17 protein-coding genes are annotated in these 18,636 nt (G+C 66.5%); 3 read left to right on the top strand and 14 right to left on the bottom strand.

Translation table 11 applies throughout. From position 1 onward, the window contains the following. The first annotated feature begins 20 nt into the window (after window positions 1–20). On the top strand, window positions 21–164 hold the full coding sequence (locus tag WS96_RS34040; RefSeq protein WP_179949931.1) for a hypothetical protein: 144 nt from the start codon (window positions 21–23) through the stop codon (window positions 162–164). Between the two features lie 71 nt (window positions 165–235). On the opposite strand, the gene WS96_RS09150 is transcribed toward WS96_RS34040, so the two are convergent. The 11 genes from WS96_RS09150 to WS96_RS09105 form a co-directional block, all read right to left on the bottom strand. Beyond that, window positions 236–994: an SDR family oxidoreductase gene (locus tag WS96_RS09150; protein ID WP_059823152.1), complete on the bottom strand. Its 759-nt coding sequence runs from the start codon at window positions 992–994 to the stop codon at window positions 236–238. Continuing rightward, a complete protein-coding gene (locus tag WS96_RS09145; protein WP_059832154.1) occupies window positions 991–2,538 on the bottom strand; it encodes an FGGY-family carbohydrate kinase in 1,548 nt (515 codons plus the stop codon). Before WS96_RS09145 ends, WS96_RS09150 begins: the two co-directional genes overlap by 4 nt. 29 nt (window positions 2,539–2,567) lie before the next feature. Next, entirely contained in the window at window positions 2,568–3,656 is a 1,089-nt protein-coding gene (locus WS96_RS09140) for an alcohol dehydrogenase catalytic domain-containing protein (RefSeq protein WP_059832041.1), read from the bottom strand. Window positions 3,657–3,701: 45 nt separating this feature from the next. Next, window positions 3,702–4,709 carry an ABC transporter permease gene (locus WS96_RS09135; RefSeq protein ID WP_059832039.1) on the bottom strand — a complete coding sequence of 336 codons (1,008 nt, stop codon included), beginning with the start codon at window positions 4,707–4,709 and terminating at the stop codon, window positions 3,702–3,704. Further along, window positions 4,696–6,216 (bottom strand): sugar ABC transporter ATP-binding protein, encoded by a 1,521-nt coding sequence (locus WS96_RS09130; protein WP_059832153.1) that lies wholly within the window; start codon window positions 6,214–6,216, stop codon window positions 4,696–4,698. Before WS96_RS09130 ends, WS96_RS09135 begins: the two co-directional genes overlap by 14 nt. A 62-nt stretch (window positions 6,217–6,278) precedes the next feature. Continuing rightward, complete coding sequence (locus tag WS96_RS09125; protein ID WP_059832037.1) at window positions 6,279–7,223, bottom strand: substrate-binding domain-containing protein; 945 nt, start codon at window positions 7,221–7,223, stop codon at window positions 6,279–6,281. Window positions 7,224–7,343: 120 nt separating this feature from the next. Next, on the bottom strand, window positions 7,344–8,303 hold the full coding sequence (locus WS96_RS09120) for an AraC family transcriptional regulator (RefSeq protein WP_059502649.1): 960 nt from the start codon (window positions 8,301–8,303) through the stop codon (window positions 7,344–7,346). A 240-nt stretch (window positions 8,304–8,543) separates the two neighbouring features. Further along, window positions 8,544–9,491: a 2-dehydropantoate 2-reductase gene (gene panE / locus WS96_RS09115; protein WP_059780616.1), complete on the bottom strand. Its 948-nt coding sequence runs from the start codon at window positions 9,489–9,491 to the stop codon at window positions 8,544–8,546. Between the two features lie 131 nt (window positions 9,492–9,622). Continuing rightward, window positions 9,623–9,880 carry a PAAR domain-containing protein gene (locus WS96_RS32110; RefSeq protein ID WP_082720230.1) on the bottom strand — a complete coding sequence of 86 codons (258 nt, stop codon included), beginning with the start codon at window positions 9,878–9,880 and terminating at the stop codon, window positions 9,623–9,625. 61 nt (window positions 9,881–9,941) lie between these two features. Then, on the bottom strand, window positions 9,942–11,423 hold the full coding sequence (locus tag WS96_RS09110) for a virulence factor (RefSeq protein ID WP_179949930.1): 1,482 nt from the start codon (window positions 11,421–11,423) through the stop codon (window positions 9,942–9,944). After that, window positions 11,420–13,108, bottom strand: a complete 1,689-nt coding sequence (locus WS96_RS09105) for a T6SS effector phospholipase Tle3 domain-containing protein (protein WP_441294147.1) — start codon at window positions 13,106–13,108, stop codon at window positions 11,420–11,422. The genes WS96_RS09110 and WS96_RS09105 overlap by 4 nt, the downstream gene beginning before the upstream one ends. 294 nt (window positions 13,109–13,402) lie before the next feature. Here WS96_RS09105 and WS96_RS09100 point away from each other — a divergent pair, with 294 nt between their 5' ends. Further along, window positions 13,403–14,956: a methyl-accepting chemotaxis protein gene (locus WS96_RS09100; protein ID WP_059832035.1), complete on the top strand. Its 1,554-nt coding sequence runs from the start codon at window positions 13,403–13,405 to the stop codon at window positions 14,954–14,956. 18 nt (window positions 14,957–14,974) lie between these two features. Here WS96_RS09100 and WS96_RS09095 read toward each other — a convergent pair whose 3' ends face one another. After that, window positions 14,975–15,652, bottom strand: a complete 678-nt coding sequence (locus WS96_RS09095; protein ID WP_059832150.1) for a response regulator transcription factor — start codon at window positions 15,650–15,652, stop codon at window positions 14,975–14,977. A 376-nt stretch (window positions 15,653–16,028) separates the two neighbouring features. On the opposite strand from WS96_RS09095, the gene WS96_RS09085 reads away from it, so the two are divergent. Then, a complete protein-coding gene (locus WS96_RS09085) occupies window positions 16,029–16,520 on the top strand; it encodes a hypothetical protein (protein WP_027781097.1) in 492 nt (163 codons plus the stop codon). 8 nt (window positions 16,521–16,528) lie between these two features. On the opposite strand, the gene WS96_RS09080 is transcribed toward WS96_RS09085, so the two are convergent. Further along, window positions 16,529–17,035: a hypothetical protein gene (locus WS96_RS09080; protein WP_059832033.1), complete on the bottom strand. Its 507-nt coding sequence runs from the start codon at window positions 17,033–17,035 to the stop codon at window positions 16,529–16,531. Window positions 17,036–17,166: 131 nt separating this feature from the next. Continuing rightward, on the bottom strand, window positions 17,167–18,564 hold the full coding sequence (locus WS96_RS09075; RefSeq protein ID WP_059832031.1) for a sigma-54 dependent transcriptional regulator: 1,398 nt from the start codon (window positions 18,562–18,564) through the stop codon (window positions 17,167–17,169). Between the last annotated feature and the right edge of the window lie 72 nt (window positions 18,565–18,636).

Raw genomic sequence — 18,636 nt, 5'->3', positions numbered from 1 at the left:
ACGCACCGCGCGAGTTCTCCATGAGCGATCACACGACCCCGACGCCCGAGCCACCGGCCGACCCGAACCGCGATCCGGAAGACGATCCGTTCTCGTCGCCGCCCGGTCATCATCACGACAACCCGCAGCAGCCGGACGGACCGCCGAGCAAGGATCCGGTCTAGCCGCGCGCGGCCGCTCCGCGAACGCGACTCGCGCCTTGCGCCTTGCGCCTTGCGCCTTGCGCGACTGCGGTCTAGCGTGCCGTATAGCCGCCGTCGATCGGCAACGACACGCCGCTGATCATCGACGCCGCCTCGCTCAGTAAAAACAGGATCGGCTCGACGACTTCGTCCGGCTCCGCGAACCGGCCGAGCGGGATCGCGGCCAGCATCGGCGCGCGCTTCTCCGGTTCGCTCCATGCGAACTGCGCCATCGGCGTGAGCGTGACGGTGGGGTTCACGCTGTTCACACGAATGCCGTGCGGCCCGAGCTCGATGCACAGCACGCGCGTGATCGCGTCCATCGCCGCCTTCGACGCGCAATAGCTCAGATGCGCGGGCAAGCCGACGAGCGCGGCCTGACTCGACACGTTGACGATGCTGCCCCGTGCGTGCGCCGCGCCGCGTCCGTCGCGCTCGATCATCTTTCGGGCCACGGCCCGCGCGACGAGCGCCGCGCCGCGCGCGTTGACGGCCATCACGCGATCGAAATCCGCGGCGCCGACATCGAGCGCCGGTTCGAGCGACGCGATCCCCGCGCAATTGACGAGACCGTCGAACGCATCGTATGCAGCGAGTGCGGCATCGATCGCGTGTTCGTCGCCGCCGACGTCCATGCGCAACGTCTCGCACGCAATCTCGCCGGCGAGCGTGTCGAGCGCGGCCATGTCGCGCCCGGCCGCGACGACGCGCGCGCCGGCGTGCGCCAGCGCGACCGCGCATGCGCGGCCGATTCCGCTCGATGCGCCCGTGACGAGCACCGTTGACCCGCCGAAATCGAATCGTGTGTTCATGATGGTGTGCCCAGCCTGTGCATGATCGGCTTGAGTGCCGGATACAGCGCCGTGTACAGTGAAAAACGCGCGTCGTATGTTTTCGCGCGGTCGGCATCGGGCCGTGCGCGCTCGACGAGCGTGACCCAGCCGCCTTGCGCGTCGTCGCGCGACACGAGCCCCGCGCCGACCCCCGCGAGCAGCGCAGCGCCCATCGCGGCTTCGACGTCCTGCTCGATCGTCCACACCGGGAAGCCCGTCACGTCCGCGATGATCTGCATCCACAGCGCCGAATGCGCGGCGCCGCCGACGACGATCAACCGATCGTCCAGCGCCACCGCGCCGCGGCGGCCGGCCTCGATGTTGTGGCGCAACGCGAACGCGACGCCTTCGAGCACCGCACGATAAAGATGCGCACGCGTATGCGCGAGACTCAGCCCCACGAACGCGCCGCTCGCCTTCGCATCCCACACCGGGCTGCGCTCGCCCATCAGATACGGCAGGAACAGCACGCCGTCGGCGCCGGCCGGCACACGCTCGGCCGCCTCCTCGAGCAGCGCGTGCGGATCGCCGTGCGGCAGCAGGCGCGCCGCATCGATTTCCGCGTGGCAGAACTGATCGCGAAACCACGCGACCGACGCGCCGGCCGCGATCGCGCCGCCGAACACGTACAGGTCGCGCTGCCCGTCGAACACGTGCGGCATGCTCACGAGGCCGTGGCGCGCATCGACATGCCGGTTCACGTAGCCCCAGCACATGCTCGTGCCGATCATCGCGACGTGCTGCCCGGCACGCGTCGCGCCGGCCGCGAAGGTCGCCACCGCCGCGTCGACGCCGCCCGCGACGACGGGCGTGCCGGCCGGCAGCCCGAGTTGCGCGGTCCATTGCGACAGCAGGCCGCCGACGACGTCCGTCGAATCGACCAGCCGTTCGGGCATCATCGTCGCCGGAATGCCCAGCATGTCGAGCGCGTCGTCGGACCACTCGCGGCGCGCGACGTCGTACACGCCGCCGATATTGCCGGCCGAACTGTGGTCGACCGCCACTTCGCCGGTCAGCAGGTAGATCACGTAAGCGTTCGGCGGCAGGAAATAGCGCACGTTCGCCCATACGTCCGGCCGCTGGTCGCGCAGCCACAGCATCTTGGTGAACCCGTAGTAGCTGTCGACGCCATTGCCGGTGATCACGCGCAGCCGCTCGACGTTCACGTGCTCGTCGACCCAGTCGACTTGCGCGGTCGCGCGCCGGTCCATCCAGATCAGGCACGGATGCAGCGGCCGCATGTCGATGTCGACCGGGATACCCGAACCGCCGTAGAGGCTGCTCACGCACACCGCACGGATCGCATCGGCCGGCACGCCCTGCGCGCGCGCGTCGCTCACGCAGCCGGCGATGCAGTCGAGCACCGCGTCGAACCACACCTGCGGCCACTGTTCGGCCCACAGCGGGCGCGGCGTATCGGGCTGGTAACCGGCCGAGCGCCGCGCGACGATCGTGCCGTGCCGGTCGACCAGCAGCGCCTTGGTGCTCTGCGTGCCGATGTCGACGCCTATGACGTATTCCATGATGTCTCCGGTGAGGCGCACGCCGGCCGTCAGCGGGCCGGCTTCAGCAGCACCTTGATCGATTCGGGCGATTTCGCGACGCGGATCGCGTCGTCCCAGTCCTCGAGCGCGAAACCGTGCGTGACGATGCCCTTCGACGTGACGAGCCCGCGCGCGAGCAGGTCGATCGCGACCGGATAGCAGTATGGCCCGAGATGCGCGCCGCGCACGTCGAGCTCCTTGCGATCGCCGATGATCGACCAGTCGACGGTCGCATCCTCGCCGAACACGCTGAATTCGACGAAGCGGCCGAGCTTGCGGATCAGGTCGAGCCCCTGGTTCACGCCGACCGGCGCGCCGGTCGTCTCGATGTAGACGTCGCAACCGTAGCCGTCGGTGAGGGCGCGGACGATCTCGCGCGCATCGTCGCGCCGCGGGTTGATCGTCACGTCGGCGCCGTACTGCCGCGCGAGTTCGAGCCGTTCGTCGATCAGGTCGATCACGACGAGTTTCTTCGGCGTCTTCAGGTGCGCGACCTGCGTCATCATCAGCCCGAGCGGGCCCGCGCCCGCGATCACGACGACGTCGTCGAGCTGGACGTCGCCGCGATTCACCGTATGGATCGCGCACGACAGCGGCTCGATGATCGCCGCATCCTCGAGCGATACGCCAAGCGGGATCTTGTGGACGATGGCGGTCGGCGGAATGCGCATGTACTCGGCCATGCCGCCGTCGGCGACTTCGCGCTGGAAGCCGAAGATGTTGTGCACCTCGCACATCCAGTACTGGCCCGACTTGCAATAGCGGCACTTGCCGCACGGCACGATCTGCTCGGCGATCACGCGGTCGCCCATCGCCACGCCGAAATGCTCGGCCGCGCCGTCGCCGAGCGCTTCGACATGGCCGAAGAATTCGTGGCCGGGAATCACCGGCGCCTTCACCCACGGGCTCGGTCCGCCCCAGAACATCTTGGCGCCGGTATAGCACTTGCAGTCGCTCGCGCAGATGCCGCACGCGGCGATGCGGATCACGAGCTCGTTCGTACCGGGGCGCGGCTTCGCGACCTGTTCGACGCGATAGTCCTCGGGGCCGTGGCAGACGACCGCGGTCATGCGCGGCTGGGCTTCGGGTGTCGTCATGAGTTGTCTCTTTTCAATTGATTCGGATAATCGATGGATCGATCGTTACCGCGATCGCTCGCGGCTGATGTAGATCGCGAGCAGGATGATTCCGCCCTTGATCACGTTCTGCACGTACGGGTTCACGCCGATCATGTTGAGCCCGTTGTTGAGCACGCCGAGCAGCAGCGCCCCGACGAGCGTGCCGAGGATCGCGCCGCGCCCGCCCGAGATCGACGTGCCGCCCATCACGACGGCCGCGATCGCGTCGAGTTCGAAGCCCACGCCGGCGTTCGGCTGCCCGCTCATCAGGCGCCCGGTCAGCACGATCGCGGCGAGCGCCGACGTGACGCCGGCCAGCGTGTAGACGATCAGTTTCACGCGCGCGACCCGCACGCCGGTGAGCCGCGTCGCCTGCTCGTTGCCGCCGATCGCGTACACGTAGCGGCCGAACGGCATCCGGTCGAGCAACAGCCACGCGATCGCATAGATCGCCAGCATGATCAGCACCGGCGCCTGGATGCCGAGCACCTTGCCGCTGCCGAAGAACGCGACCCAGTCGGGCAGCCCGTCGATCGGATAGCCGCCCGTGTAGATCAGCGCGAGGCCGCGAGCGATGCCCATCGTCGCGAGCGTGACGATGATCGGCGGCATCCCCGCGAACGCGACGAACACGCCGTTCAGGAAACCGAAGCCCAGGCCGACCGCGATGCCGATCCCCAGCGCGGCGGCCGCGTTGACGCCCGCGACCATCAGCCCGGCCGCGAGCGTGCCCGACAGCGCCATCACCGAGCCGACCGACAGGTCGATGCCGCCCGTCAGGATCACGCAGGTCATGCCGACCGCGATGATCGCGTTGATCGAGACCTGGCGCAGCACGTTTTCGAGGTTCGCGGCGGACAGGAAGCTCGGGCTCGCGATCATCATCGCGATGCACACGACGACGAGACCCACGAGCGGATAGAACAGCGTCGAGCGGCGCAACTGGGCCCACATCGCGCGGGGCGGCGGCGCATCGGCGGCCGTGGCCGCGAGCGTCGTGGAAGGCGTGGAAGAGGAATCAGGCAGGTTCATGGGTCGCTCCTCGCGTGCCGGCCGTGGCATAGGTCATGACCGTGTCGGGATCGATCTCGTCGCCGGCAAGCGTCGCCTCGATGCGGCCCTGCCGGAACACGGCGACGCGATCGCACATGCCGACGATTTCCGGCAATTCGGACGAGATCATGATGATGGCGTAGCCGCGCGCGGTGAGTTCGCGCATCAGCCCGTAGATTTCGGCTTTCGCGCCGACGTCGATGCCGCGCGTCGGCTCGTCGAAGATCAGCACCGACGTGTGATGGTTCAGCCAGCGCGCGATCACGACCTTCTGCTGATTGCCGCCGGACAGCGTCGCGACCTCGGTGTGGATCGACGGCGCCTTCACGCCGACGCGCCGCATCACGTCGTGCGTCGTGCGCGCCTCGCTGCGCCGGTCGATCAGCCAGCGCATCGACCGGTACTTGCCGAGGTTGTTCAGCGAGATGTTGTCGCGGATCGAGAACGACGTGACGAGCCCTTCCGTCTTGCGGCTTTCCGGCAGGATGCCGATGCCCGCGCGCAGTGCGTCGGCCGGATCGGCGAGCGTCGCCGCCGCGCCGCGTACGCGCAGTTCCTTGCGATGCGCGCGCGTCGCGCCGATCACCGCGAGCGCGGTTTCCGTGCGACCCGAGCCGACCAGCCCCGCGAAGCCGAGGATCTCGCCGGCGCGGAGCGCGAAGCTGTTCACCGGACCGTCGCGCTCGATCTGCAGCGCATGAACCTCGAGCACGACCGGCGCGTCGGCCGGCAGCGTCGGCTTCGGCGGAAAGCTGCTTTCGATCCGGCGGCCGACCATCATCCGCACCAGTTGCTCGACGTCGGTGCGTGCGACATCGGTCGTCGCGACGTACTGGCCGTCGCGCAGCACCGTGATGCGGTCGCACACCGCGAAAATTTCGTCGAGGTGATGCGAGATGAAGATCATCGCGACGCCCTGCCGCTTCAGCTCGCGCATGATCGCGAACAGGTGCTCCGCCTCGGCCGGCGTGAGCGTCGCCGTCGGTTCGTCGAGGATCAGGATGCGCGCGTCGAGCGACAGCGCCTTGCCGATCTCGACGAACTGCTGCTGCGCGACCGACAGCGCGCGGATCGGCGCATCGAGATCGATCGCCACGCCGAGCCGCGCGAAGATGGCCGCCGCCGCCGCGCGCATCCGCTTGCGGTCGCGCGCCCCCCAACGCGTACGCAACTCGCGGCCGAGGAACAGGTTGTCGACGGCATCGAGGTGCGGAATCAGGCTGAATTCCTGGAACACGATGCCGACGCCGGCCGCGACCGCGTCGCGATAGTCCGCGAAATGGCGCGCCGCGCCGTCGATCTCGATCGTGCCGGCATCCGGCTGGTGGATGCCGCACAGGATCTTCATCAGCGTCGATTTTCCGGCGCCGTTCTCGCCGAGCAGCGCATGGATCTCGCCGCGCGCGATCTCCAGATCGATGTCGGACAGCGCCTTCACGCCGGGAAAGCTTTTCGTGATGTGGCTGAGCCTGAGTATCGTGTCCATCGGCTTCTCCGTGCGACAGGCGTCGGCCACGCCGCCGCCTTTCGCGTCGCGTCGCGCGTCGTTCACCAGCTGAAACCCTTCGCGTTGCCGCGATCGACGACCTTCACGTCGACGGGGATCGCCTTCGGCACCGTCGCGCCCCACTTGCGCGCGATCGCGATGCCGAGCGCGATGCGCACCTGGTCGGCCGGGAACTGCGCGGTCGTCTCGACGAACTTCGAGTTCGGCTTCTGGATCGCGGCGATCGCCTCGGGCGCGCCATCGACGCTCGTCAGCTTGATGTCCTTGCCGGACCCCTCGATCGCGGCGAGCGCGCCCATCGAGCCGCCGTCGTTCACGCTGAAGATGCCCTTCAGGTTCGGATGCGCGGAAATCATGTTTTCGGTGACCGACAGCGCGGTCGCGCGCTCCTGCTTGCCGTTTTGCGTGTCGACGAGTTTCACGTTCGGGAATTTCGCGAGCCCGGCCTTGCAGCCGCGCACGCGTTCGAGAATCGGCACGACCGGGATGCCGTCGAGGATCGCGACCTCGCCGCTGCCGCCGATCGCCTTCGCGAGGTATTCGCACGACATCACGCCCGCGTCGTAATTCTTCGAGCCGACGAACGAATCGACCGGGCCGTTCGCGTTCGCATCGACGGCCACGACCACCGCGCCCGCCTTCTTCGCTTGCGTGATCGCCGACTGGATGCCGGTCGAATCGGTCGGGTTCACGAGCAGGATGTCGATCTTCTTCTGCAGCATGTCCTCGACGTCGCTCACCTGCTTGCTGACGTCGTGATGCGCGTCGGTGACGACGACCTGCGCGCCGATCGACGCGGCCGCGTCGTTCAGCGCCTTCTGCATCGTCACGAAATACGGGTTGTTCAGTTCCTGGAACGTCATGCCGATCCGCAGCGGCGCGGCGTGCGCGACGGCGGCGGGCAACAGGGCCGCGACGGCGAGCGCGGCAGCGGCCGCCACGCGGGCGGCGCGACGGGGGGATGAAACGGGCGATGCGTGCGTCATGACGGTGTCTCCTGAATTGTGTGCGGCTTTTTCGTGGGTGAATGCGCCCCTCGCGACGTGAGCGACGCGATCGGCTGGGTAAAACGACGGAGCAAACTCGGGCGGGCGGCGGCCCGGCGATCATCCGGGCTGCGGCGCGAGTTCGGGCGCGCCGGGCGTCAGCACGCGCGGCGGCAGCGGGTTACCGGTGGGCGCCGCATGCAGCGCCAGCTCGCGGCTGCGCGCGTTCAGCCGCTGCAGCGCGCGGAATTCGGACGGCGCCATGCCCTTCACCGCGCGGAACTGGCGGTTGAAGTTCGACACGTTGTTGAAGCCGGCCTGGAAACAGACGTCGGTGATGCTCGCGTCGTCGGCGAGCAGCATCTGGCATGCGGATTCGATCCGCAGACGATTCACGTACTGGACGAACGGCATGCCCGTGTGGCGATGGAACGCGCGCGAGAACGCGCTGACGCTCTGCCCGGTCAGTTGCGCGAGATCGGATTCGCGCAGCTCGGATGCGAGGTTCTTGCCGATATACGACAGCGCGTGACTGAGCCGCGTCGGCGTGACGTCGGCCTGGTCGTATGCGGGGCTCGCGAGCAGCGTGCGTTCGGCCGCGCCGCATAGCCGCTCGAGGATCGTCATGAACAGCGCGATGCGGTGCATGCCGCGCGCGGTCAGCAACGCGTCGAACAGCGGGGCGATCGCGGCGCTCGTCGCCGCGTCGAAGCCGACCCCGCGCCGCGCATCGTCGAGCAGCGTCTGCGCGTCGCGACATTCGGGAAACGCGTCCATGCAGCGGCGCACGAACGAAGGATCGAACTGGATCACGAGATTGCGCCGCTCGACGGTTTCGCCTTCGGCCATGTCGCTGACCCAGTTGTGCGGCAGGTTCGGGCCGAGCAGCACGAGGTGGCCGGGGCCGAACGAGCCGATGTGATCGCCGACGAAATACTTGCCGTGCGTCGCGACGATCAGGTGCAGCTCGAATTCGGGATGGAAGTGCCAGCGGATCGTGCGATACGGATAGCCGTGCGACCAGACCTTGAACGACTCGTCGCGTCGCACTTCGACCACTTCGAGATCGGGGTGCATCATGTTGGCGTCTCCATTCCCATGTATCGCTGGCCGGCCTGTTCGGCTCGTTCGCGCGTCCGCCGGCGGTTTCGCGCGGCGATGCGGACCGGTCGCATGGGAAGCAATGTAGGTCGATCGAGCGCGCGGCTCCACCAACTTTACGCCTGATTTCCGATACTTTTTTGCACGATCCGGCCGTAAACGGCGCCGGACGGCAAATTTGTTGCAGCGCGCAACGGCGCGGCGGCCGGCCGCACCGGCTTACGTCGCCGCGTGCTCGCGCGCCGTGCGCGCCTCGTACGTCTTCAGGTGGTTGTACGCGATCCGCAGCAGCGACAACGCATCGGCCGCCTGCGGGTCGCGCCGCGCGAGCAGGTCGCCGATCACGTGATCGGCTTCGACGCGCGCATGATTCTCGACGTCGCGCAGCATCGACGCGGTCAACGGCGACGGTGTCAGCACCATCCGCTGCATCCGCTCGCTGGCCGACGAGTCGGGCCGGTGGCCGTTGTGTTCGGCGATCGCGCTGCATTCGGCGAGCATCGTTTCGAGCAGGCGGCGGCCGTCCGGCGCCGCGAGAATGTCGCCGATCGAGCCGCGAAACAGCGACGTGCTCGCGGCGAGCGTCGCGAGGAACACCCACTTCTCCCACATCCGCGCGGCGATATCGTCGCTGAGCGTCGCGTCGAAGCCCGCGCCGCCGAGCACGTCGGCCACCGCGCGCACGCGCGGCGATTCGCCGCCGGCAAGCTCGCCGAACGTCACGCCGTGCGTGTCGTTCAGGTGCACGATGCGCTGCTCGCGATCGAGCGTCGCCGCGATCACGCACAGCCCGCCGAGCACCTGCGCGGCGCCGAAGCGCTCGCGCAGCACGTCGAGGTGGCGCATCCCGTTGAGCATCGGCAGGATCAGCGTCTGCGGGCCGACGAACGGCGCGAACGACGCAATCGCGTCGTCGAGGCTGTACGCCTTGCAACTCAGCAGCACGAGGTCGAACGGCGCGACGCCGGCACCCGCGTCGCCCGCGCGCACGGTCTGCACGTTCGCGAGCGTCAGGTCGCCGCGCGGGCTGCGGATCAGTAGCCCGTCGCGTGCAAGCGCAGCCGCGCGACCGTCGCGCACCAGGAACGTCACGTCGCGCCCTGCCGCGGCCAGCCGGCCGCCGAAGTACCCGCCGACCGCGCCGGCCCCTACCACCAGAATCCGCATCGTTGGCTCCTTTCGGTTTAGTGTCCGCGCCGCTGCCCGGGCGCCGGACGCAAATCTCATGCAACGCTCACTCGCGTTCAACGGCTTGATCCGCGGAACTGCTCGGCGCTCATACGTCGGGGCTTCCGCATTCAAACACGCCCGGAAGTCGAAAGGGATGAAATCAATTCGGCACCGCATGACGTCTTGTGGCCGTCGAACGCGGCGGCTTGGCCTTCAACCTTGAATTCCGGATCGCCATCGACGATCACGCAAGCACCGTGAATCGGACATGAACACGTGTCGCCGATGCGAGCGACCGCGCGCCCCATTACCTTGCTCGTACCGGCTCCGGATTCGACCCGGCCGCCGTGGGTATGTGCATCGTCTACCCGGACAATTCCCCGCATACCCTCAGTCTCCCGAATGATCCGGCGCAACACACATCATCTGCGCGCCGCGCTGACTACATCACCACGAATAACCCTGCATCCCGTAATCGGTATCGTGCCGGCGTCCCCACCATGGCAAGTAAGCATCGTTCCCACCACGCGCCCGGAACCAGTCCTTGTCCGGGTCGATCGCTGTCAGCTTCGACGGCGGTGTGACGACGACCGCGACCGGATGCTCGGCGTCGGTTGTCCCGGCAACCAGTGCGTTACCGCCGAAGTGATTGATTCGGCCGATTGCGAGCGCAACGCCGGTCAACGCACTACCGGTTCCCATGTCGCCAAGCAGGGCCGCCGTGTTGAACGTCTGCTTCTTGTGATCGTATTCCGGCAGGATTTCGGTGAGCGTTTGCGACAGGCCGACAAGGCGGTTAGAGGCCGCATTACTGCCTTTACCTGCATCGTGAATGATGTACTTCAAGTCTGGGACGGCGACACCGGCATTGCGCGCCGCGTGATCGATAGTCGCCTTCCACGCCTGCACGGCACGCGTCGTACCGACCTTCGGCGAAAAGTCCTTCGCGTTCCCTGTTGCAGCCTTGCCGATCCATGCGAGTGGTTCGCGCTCCGTGTTGAAGTTCGGACCGGCGAGGAACAGCACGACAAGGTTTTCGTTAATCTGTGCATCTTTCGGTGGGAAACTGGGAGCGTCCCAGTTCATGAGCCACACGCTCTTGTCGGGATTCGCCTGCAAGTAGTTCAACGCCTTGTTCAACGACGTGAAGCCAACATTCGCGCCGCCCTGTGTGATTTGCACATCGGGGGGCGTGTCGCGACTCCAGAGCGTCTTCGGGGACGGCGGGCCGATTTCGAAGTATTCGATAATCTCTTGGGTCCAGGTTGCTTTGGCGTAGGTCGCATCGAGCCTTGGGGGTATTGCGATCTCGACGCGAATCCCGGCGAGCTCGCGCCAATCCTTTGGGTTGTCCGGCTTCACCGTATAGAAGTACTTTGCATTCATCGCATAACGGGAACGCATCAGCCCAAGCGTCTTGTTGATGTACTTATGATAAAAGCCCTTGAACGTTTCTTCGCCTTCGTTGCCGTATGCGATGCCTGCCACCGATTGCAGTGTCGTGAACGACTTTGGATCAGTGCGAACCATATCGTCATTCTTGTTCGGTGCGGCAAGTCCTTGCGCCCACAACAATTGCCATTCGGTCGGATAGTCCTTGCGTTCGAGCGGATTTAACCAAATCAGCCCGACAACCTGTGCGACAAATGGCTTCGCGGATTCTTCGGTTGCTTGCGCCGCACTCTCTGTCGGCGTCGGTGCAGGTGTGGCTTGCGCCGAGCGCATCATCGCAGTGGTAAACAGAAACACCGCAAGCGCCGCTAATCCGGGCAAAACTATGAATCGTTTCATCCATTCTCCTATTGCCAAATGTGTCGGTTCTGGTGGCTCGATGTGTGCCATCAGCGAGGCCATGAGTAGGGCCGCGATCAACCACACCAAAGCCGCGACGGCGGCACGCCGCGGCCATGTGGCGATCAGCACCTTCATACCACACCCCCGACGCTGAGATAAAACTGGCCTTCACGTTCATCCACGATTGTGTCGGGCATCTTGCCTTCACTATCCTTGCCGTGTGCCCATACGTGCATTGGCTGGCGGTCGAGTTGCCCCTTCTCGAAATAGCCGGCGTACTTCTTGTTTGGGTTCTCGAACGGAATGCCGTCCCCCATCCGCCAATCCGCCTCAATGCGCAGCGCCTTGATTTGCTTGTCCGTCAGATAGCACAGGCCAATGGCAACATCATACGCAAGCGCCTTCCGTGCATGCTCCGGGTTCGTCATCGTGGTGGAATGGTTCGTTGGATTATTCTCTTTGCCGGCGTCAAGAATGTCCTTGATCCGTTCGTTGCGCCAATCCATATAGCCTTCGGGCGCATCGCTCTTGCCATCCTCCCCGACCACATGACCGTCGCTATCGACCCACGCCGCATTCTTCGCGCGTCGTGCTTCCATCCGCACGATTGCACGATCTTCGTAGCGCTGGCCGGCTTCCGAATCCGCCGTGCCTTGTGCGATGCTTGCCTTGTTCTCCGGCTTGTACTGATCGTATGGATCATCGGCCCGTTTTTCTGCATCGGCCTTGCTCGCATCCCGCCACGCGGCCGGGGCGTCGATTCCTTCGTTGAAGTCGCTCTTCGCATCGCCGTCGTGTGTTTCAATCGGCTTACCGAATCGTAACGCCTTCGGCGAGAACGGTTCATCAAGGGCCGGCGCATCGGCGACCACCACCCAATCCTTATGAGGGTCGGCATTCACGCGCATCATTTTTCGCGACGATGTGATGAGGGTAACGATACTGAGAATTGGGGCACTCGCGATAGTGCCAAGCGTCCCCCATACAGTTTCATTCCCTTTCAACGCACCGACCACGGTGTATTTCGCAGGGGGTGAAGGCGGATACCAGAATCCCGGCTTCGTGCCATTCTTGCCGTGCCGCCAATCGTTATTCCAGTAGTGATACGGTCCCGGCACGCCGACATCGAAACCTGACGCGAAAACTCGCTGTGTCAGAACACCCGACGCCCCAATCGCACTCAATTCGTCCTTGCCGATTCCGCGCCAGCCGATACCCTGCACAGTCAGTGCTGAAATAACTTGGTCGTGGGGGCAGCAATACAATGTGACGCGACCATAAGTCGATCCATTCAGACCGTGCCGCACGCGGTCGTCCTGCGCCACATACGCCTTATTGCTCGTCGGCGACACCCGGTCGTTTGCCATGTCTTCATCGATTTTGTTCGCCGGCAGTTCGTAGGCCGCGCGCGTTCGGATGATCGACAGAAACTTTCCGAATGTCTTAGTGCGGGCCTCGTAGGTTTGCCGCCCGCGATTGCCCTTGACGTCCTTCGCTTGCCGTTGTGACCAATTGTCCATGAATGTATCGGCTTCGTTCACTCCCTTACCGTGTGTGTTCGCGAAGCTATACGGCGGATTCGCCAGCACATAGGCATCCGCCACGCAACGTCCCTTGTTCCCCCACGGGTCTTCCACTTCGGACATCGCGTCGCCGAAGAATGCCGCAGCAAGGCCGACCATGTTCCCTTGGCTGTGGCATACGATCGTGATCGGCACGGTTGCCTGCATCGAGCGAATCGACTGGATCAGCTTCGCGAGCCGCAGCGCGGCAAGCACACCATACGCGCGCGGCGGTGTACCGATTGCCACGCTGGCCATATGAGCCTTGGCAAGCAATTCGCCTACCTTCTTGACATGGATCGCCATACTTTCCGGTAACCCAATCATCTCCACTTTCATTGCTGCTTCCGTCGTTTATCCATTCCCGTTGACATCCGGCCCTTCCAGCCCCTCGCTGCTCGACTTGCTAAAAAAGTCCAACACGGCTCCCGTTTAATTTCGCAACGCCCTCTAAGGGATTTCCCGCCTACAGCGCCGCGCATCGCGCGCCGTCAAGACACTTACCCCGTCACGCCGTCCCGGCGAGCTTCCTCGACTGACCGACCTCATACCATGCGCAATCTTTCCCTGAATCAGAAACTCGCCTCGATGATCGTCATCCTGTGGCTTGGCCTGCTCGTGATCGCCGGGCTCGGCGCATGGCAGACCCGCGCGTCGATGATCGCCGACCGCCGCGACCAGCTTGCGTCGCTGGTCGCACAGGCCGCGAGCGTGACCGACCATTACTACAAGCTGTCGCAGCAGAACGCGATGCCGGAAGCCGAGGCGAAGCAGAAGGCGCTCGAGGCGATCGCCGCGATGCGCTACGGCGCCGACGGCTATATCTCGGTCAACGATTCGAAGCCGGTGATCGTGATGCATCCGATCAAGGCCGAGCTCAACGGCAAGGACGTGTCGAATTTCACCGATCCGAACGGCAAGCACCTGTTCGTCGAGATCGTGAAGGCCGGCAACGCGGACGGCGGCAAGGGCTTCGTCGAATATCTGTGGCCGAAGCCGGGTGCGGACAAGCCGCAGGAAAAAACCAGCGCCGTGCAGCGCTTCGCGCCGTGGGACTGGTATCTGGTGACCGGCATGTACATGAACGACGTGCGCTCGGCGGTGCTCGCGAGCATCGGCCGCTGGCTCGCGATGACGGCCGTGCTCGGCGCGATCGCGACGGCCGTGATGGTGCTGGTGCTGAAAAGCGTGCGCGCGAGCCTCGGCGGCGAGCTCGAAGCGGCGCTCGACGCCGCGCGGCGCATCGCGCAGGGCGACCTGACCGCGCGCGTGAGCGTGAAGCACGACGATCGCGGTAGCCTGCTGCATGCGTTGCATACGATGCAGGGCGGGCTGATCGACATGGTGTCGCGCGTTCGGGCGGGCACCGAGAACATCAACGTCGGCGCGAGCGAGATCGCATCCGGCAACACGGACCTGTCGCAGCGCACCGAGCAACAGGCGGCCGCGCTCGTGCAAACCGCGTCGAGCATGGACGAAATGACCGCGAACGTGAAGCAGAACGCGGACAGCGCCGAGCAGGCCGCGTCGCTCGCGGGCCAGGCCGCGCAGGTCGCGACGCGCGGCAGCGCGGTGGTCGACGACGTCGTGCGCACGATGAACGAGATCACCGACCGCTCGCACAAGATCGGCGACATCATCGGCGTGATCGACGGGATCGCGTTCCAGACCAACATCCTCGCGCTGAACGCGGCGGTGGAAGCGGCGCGCGCGGGCGAACAGGGCCGCGGCTTCGCGGTGGTCGCGGCCGAAGTGCGCTCGCTCGCGCAACGCTCGGCGACGGCGGCCAAGGAGATCAAGTCGCTGATCGTGTCGTCGAACGAGACGGTCCAGCACGGCGCGACGCTCGTCACGCATGCGGGCGAGACGATGGCCGAGATCGTGCAGTCGGTGCGGCGCGTGAACGAGATCCTCGACGAAATCAGCCACGCGTCGCGCGAGCAGAGCGCCGGGATCGAGCAGGTCAACCGCGCGGTGGGCGAGATGGATCAGGTCACGCAGCAGAACGCGGCACTCGTCGAACAGGCCGCGGCGGCCGCGCATTCGCTGCGCGATCAGGCCGAGGCGCTGCGCGACGCGGTGACGCGATTCGCGCTGCCGGCTTGACGGCGCGCCGCCCCGCACTCACGCCGCGCTGCCCGCCCGCAGCGCGGCCTCGCCGCTACCGAGCCCCAGCCCCGCCGCGCGCTGGATCAGCTCGACGTCGTTGCTCGCGCCGAGCTTCTTCATCGCGCTGATCTTCTGTGCGCTGACCGTCTGCTTGCCCTTGCTCAGGCGCTGCGCGATCGTCTTGATCGGCACGCCCGACAGATACAGGCGAATCACCTCGATTTCGCGCGCCGACAGCTTCACGTGCGTGTCGCCGCGCGTGCCGAGCGCATCGACCGCGCGACGCACGGACGGCGACAGGTAGGTCGCGCCGCTGTAGCTCGAATGAATCGCCGTGACGATATGGCCGACCTCGTCGAGCTTGCTGACGACGCTCACGCCGCCGATCGCGAAGATCGACCGGAAGATCAGCGGGTTCTCGTTCGCGACCAGCACGACGATCCCGACGTTCGGCCGCGTGCGACGCAGCCAGTCGAACAGCGCGAGGCCATCCATCTGCTCGTCGCCGCGAATCGCATAGTCGACCAGCACGACGTCGCAATCGATGCCGCCGAGCGATGCGACCAGTTCGGCCGCGCTCCGGTAGACCGCGGCGAGCTCGATCGCGCAGGCGCCGCCTGCGATCTGCTCGATACCGGCCAGCGTCAATGGCCAGTCGTATGCGAAGACGATGCGAACATTGAATTTCCTCATGCGGAATTCCTGGTGGTTCACCGGCCGCGCCACGCGGAACGCGCGCACCCGGTTGAGCGTTGAAGGACATTCAGGCGATTTTTAGCCTGAAGGTCGATTCTATGAACGTATGCGCGCGCGCGATATCGGACGGCGTACGAATTGGCCGCCGAAGGCGTAATACGGGTTTGATATTTGCGTCGGTTCAACGGCCGGCGGCCGGCGGGCGACCGTCGCGGCATCGGCCCGATGGCCGGCTTGGCGCGCCGCGCGGCCGGCCAGCAGGTAAAATTGCGCGTTTGCATGCCACCCCGGGCCGCCGGCGGCGAGCGACGCGCCGATGCCGGCCGCGCGCCGCCGCCCCGACACCGGCTTGCCCGACCTCCCCGCTTGCCTCATGACCGATTCCGACCTGCAATCCGACGACACCTCTATCCACGAAGACGGCCTCTGGCGCGACAACGGCTGGACGGCCCGCATCATCAAGAACGAAGACGACGACGGCTGGGCCGTCGAGATGGTCAAGGACGGCGAGTCCGAACCCGCGCTCGTCGGGCCGTGGACCATGGGCCGCGACAAGAAGAACCCGAAGCCGATGGACGCGAACGCGTTCCGCACGCTCGTGAAGACCGCGACCGAAGTGCTGATGCGGCACGAACAGCAGCGGCGCGCGATGCTGCACAAGGAAGTGACGGTGCAGGACGAAGCCGGGCAGGATGTGTCGGTGACGCTCGACATCGTGCCGGACGAGTTCGAGCCGTATGCGCAGCTCAAGGCGTTCGATCCGTATGGCGAGTTGCTGGCCGAAGCGAAGGTGTCGGCCGGGTTCAAGCTCAACAAGGCCAGCGCCGAGCGCTGGGCCGCATCGGGCTTCGACCGGCCGGCCTGACGGCGCGATCAGGCGCCGGCGCCCCGCTCCGCGCGCGCGAGCCGGCGGGCGGCCAGCTTGCGCCGCACGAGCGCCTCGAACTGCGGCGTCGCGGCCTCGGGATCGCGCGCGGCCAGGCCCTGCAGGTTGCGCGCGAGCTGGATCGGCGTCAGCACGATCCCCCACGGCAGCCCCCACCAGCCGAGCGCGGCCGACGCGAGCAGCGCGATCGCCTGCTTGCGGCGGCCGCAGCGGCGGCAGCACACGTGGCGCCGCGTGGCCCAGCGCGTGACGAACACGAGCGAGACGACGCGATGCGACGCGTGGACGTCGACCGGCTGCCCTTCGCGCAGGCAGACCGGACAGGGCCCGTAGCGCCAGTCGTCGACGTACTGCCGGACCTTCGCGTCGGGCACGCGTTCGGCCTCGACGACGACCGGATGCGCCTGAGCGCACACCGAACCGCAATAGCGGCGGCCGTCGATCGACCGCCCGCCGACCAGGAACGTCCTGCCGCACTGACTGCACTCTGCCACGATGACCTCGGATGAGCGTGATGCGCCGCGTGCCGGAACGCGCGCACGTCGATGCACGCGTTCCGGCCGGGCCGTTTCATGTTTTAACGGCCGCCGCCGCGAGGTCTTGAGCGCACGCGCGCAGCGGCGCGTCAGCCATGCAGCCCGTGCGCGATCATCAGGCGGTACAGCGTCGCACGCGAGATGCCCAGTTCGGCCGCGACGTCCGCATGCTGGTGGCGGTGACGCAGCAGCGTTGCCTCGATCGCGTGCCGCTCGGCCTGCCGGCGCGCCTGCGCGAGCGTCGGCGGCCGCAGCGACGTGTACGGACGCAGCTCGAGATCGGCGGCCGAGATCAGCGGGCCGTTCGTCATCACGACCGCGAAGCGGATCCGGTTGATCAGCTCTCGCACGTTGCCGGGCCACGAATAGTTGTGGATCGCCTCGATCGCGCACGGCGTGAAGCCGCGAATCCGGTACGCGCCGTCGCCGCGATAGCGCCGCAGCACGTCATCGGCGAGCAGCATGATGTCGCGGCCGCGCATGCGCAGCGGCGGCTCGTCGATACGCAGCACGCACAGGCGGTAGTAAAGGTCGGCGCGGAATCGCCCGGCCCGCATCGCGGCTTCGAGATCGACGTGGGTCGCCGACACGATCCGCACGTCGACCGGAATCGACGCATGCCCGCCGAGCCGCTCGATCGTGCCCTCCTGCAGGAACCGCAGCAGGCTCGCCTGGCTCTCGAACGGCATGTCGCCGATTTCGTCGAGAAACAGCGTGCCGCCGTGCGCGGCCTCGATGCGGCCGATCTTGCGCTGGTGCGCGCCGGTGAATGCGCCGCGCTCGTGCCCGAACAGTTCGGCCTGCACCAGCATCGTCGGGATGGCCGCGCAGTTGACGGCGACGAACGGTGCGTCGGCACGCGACGACTGCCGGTGGATCGCCGCCGCCGTCAGCTCCTTGCCGGTGCCGGACTCGCCGGCGATGAACACGGTCGCCTCGGTGCGCGCGACCTTGCGGATCGTCGCGAACAGCCGGCGCATCGCGTCGCACGCGCCGATCATCGCGCCGCCGGGCGGCGGCGCCTCCGCGGCCGGGCCGCCGTCCGCGAGCTCGAGCATCCCGTATGCGTGGCCGACGAGATAGCCGATCGTCGTGTAGGCCGTCGCATGGCGCACGTAGTCGAAGCAGCAACGGCGGATCAGGCGCGCGATCGTGATGTTGCGCAGCCGCTCGCCGTCGGCGAGCGCGACCCAGCCGACGCGCGGGTCGCGCAGCAGCGCCTCGAACGACGCGACGTCCGGCGACGCGAAACTGCCGAAATCGACGATGCCCGCATGCGGACGGTTCGCCTTGGCGAGATTCTGCGCGTCCGCCACGGTTTTGGCGCACCACACCTCCCAACCGCGCGACGCGAGCGAATCGACGAGCGCGGCATCGTGTTGCCGCGACAGGTAGACGAGCGGCCGCGACGGCGCGACGGGACTGCGCCGGACCGCGACGAACGGCGGCGTGCTCGCCTGCCGTTCGACGTCGTGCGGGCCCGGCATGCCGAGTTGACAGCAATGGTTCACGATTGCCTCGCCGCATAAGGTTGTGTATCGAAGCGGCCGTTGCCGATC

The organism is Burkholderia sp. MSMB1835 (genome assembly GCF_001526365.1).
Taxonomy (GTDB): domain Bacteria; phylum Pseudomonadota; class Gammaproteobacteria; order Burkholderiales; family Burkholderiaceae; genus Burkholderia.
The sequence above is the reverse complement of the archived record's forward strand: the minus strand, read 5'-3'. Positions and strand labels throughout refer to the sequence as shown.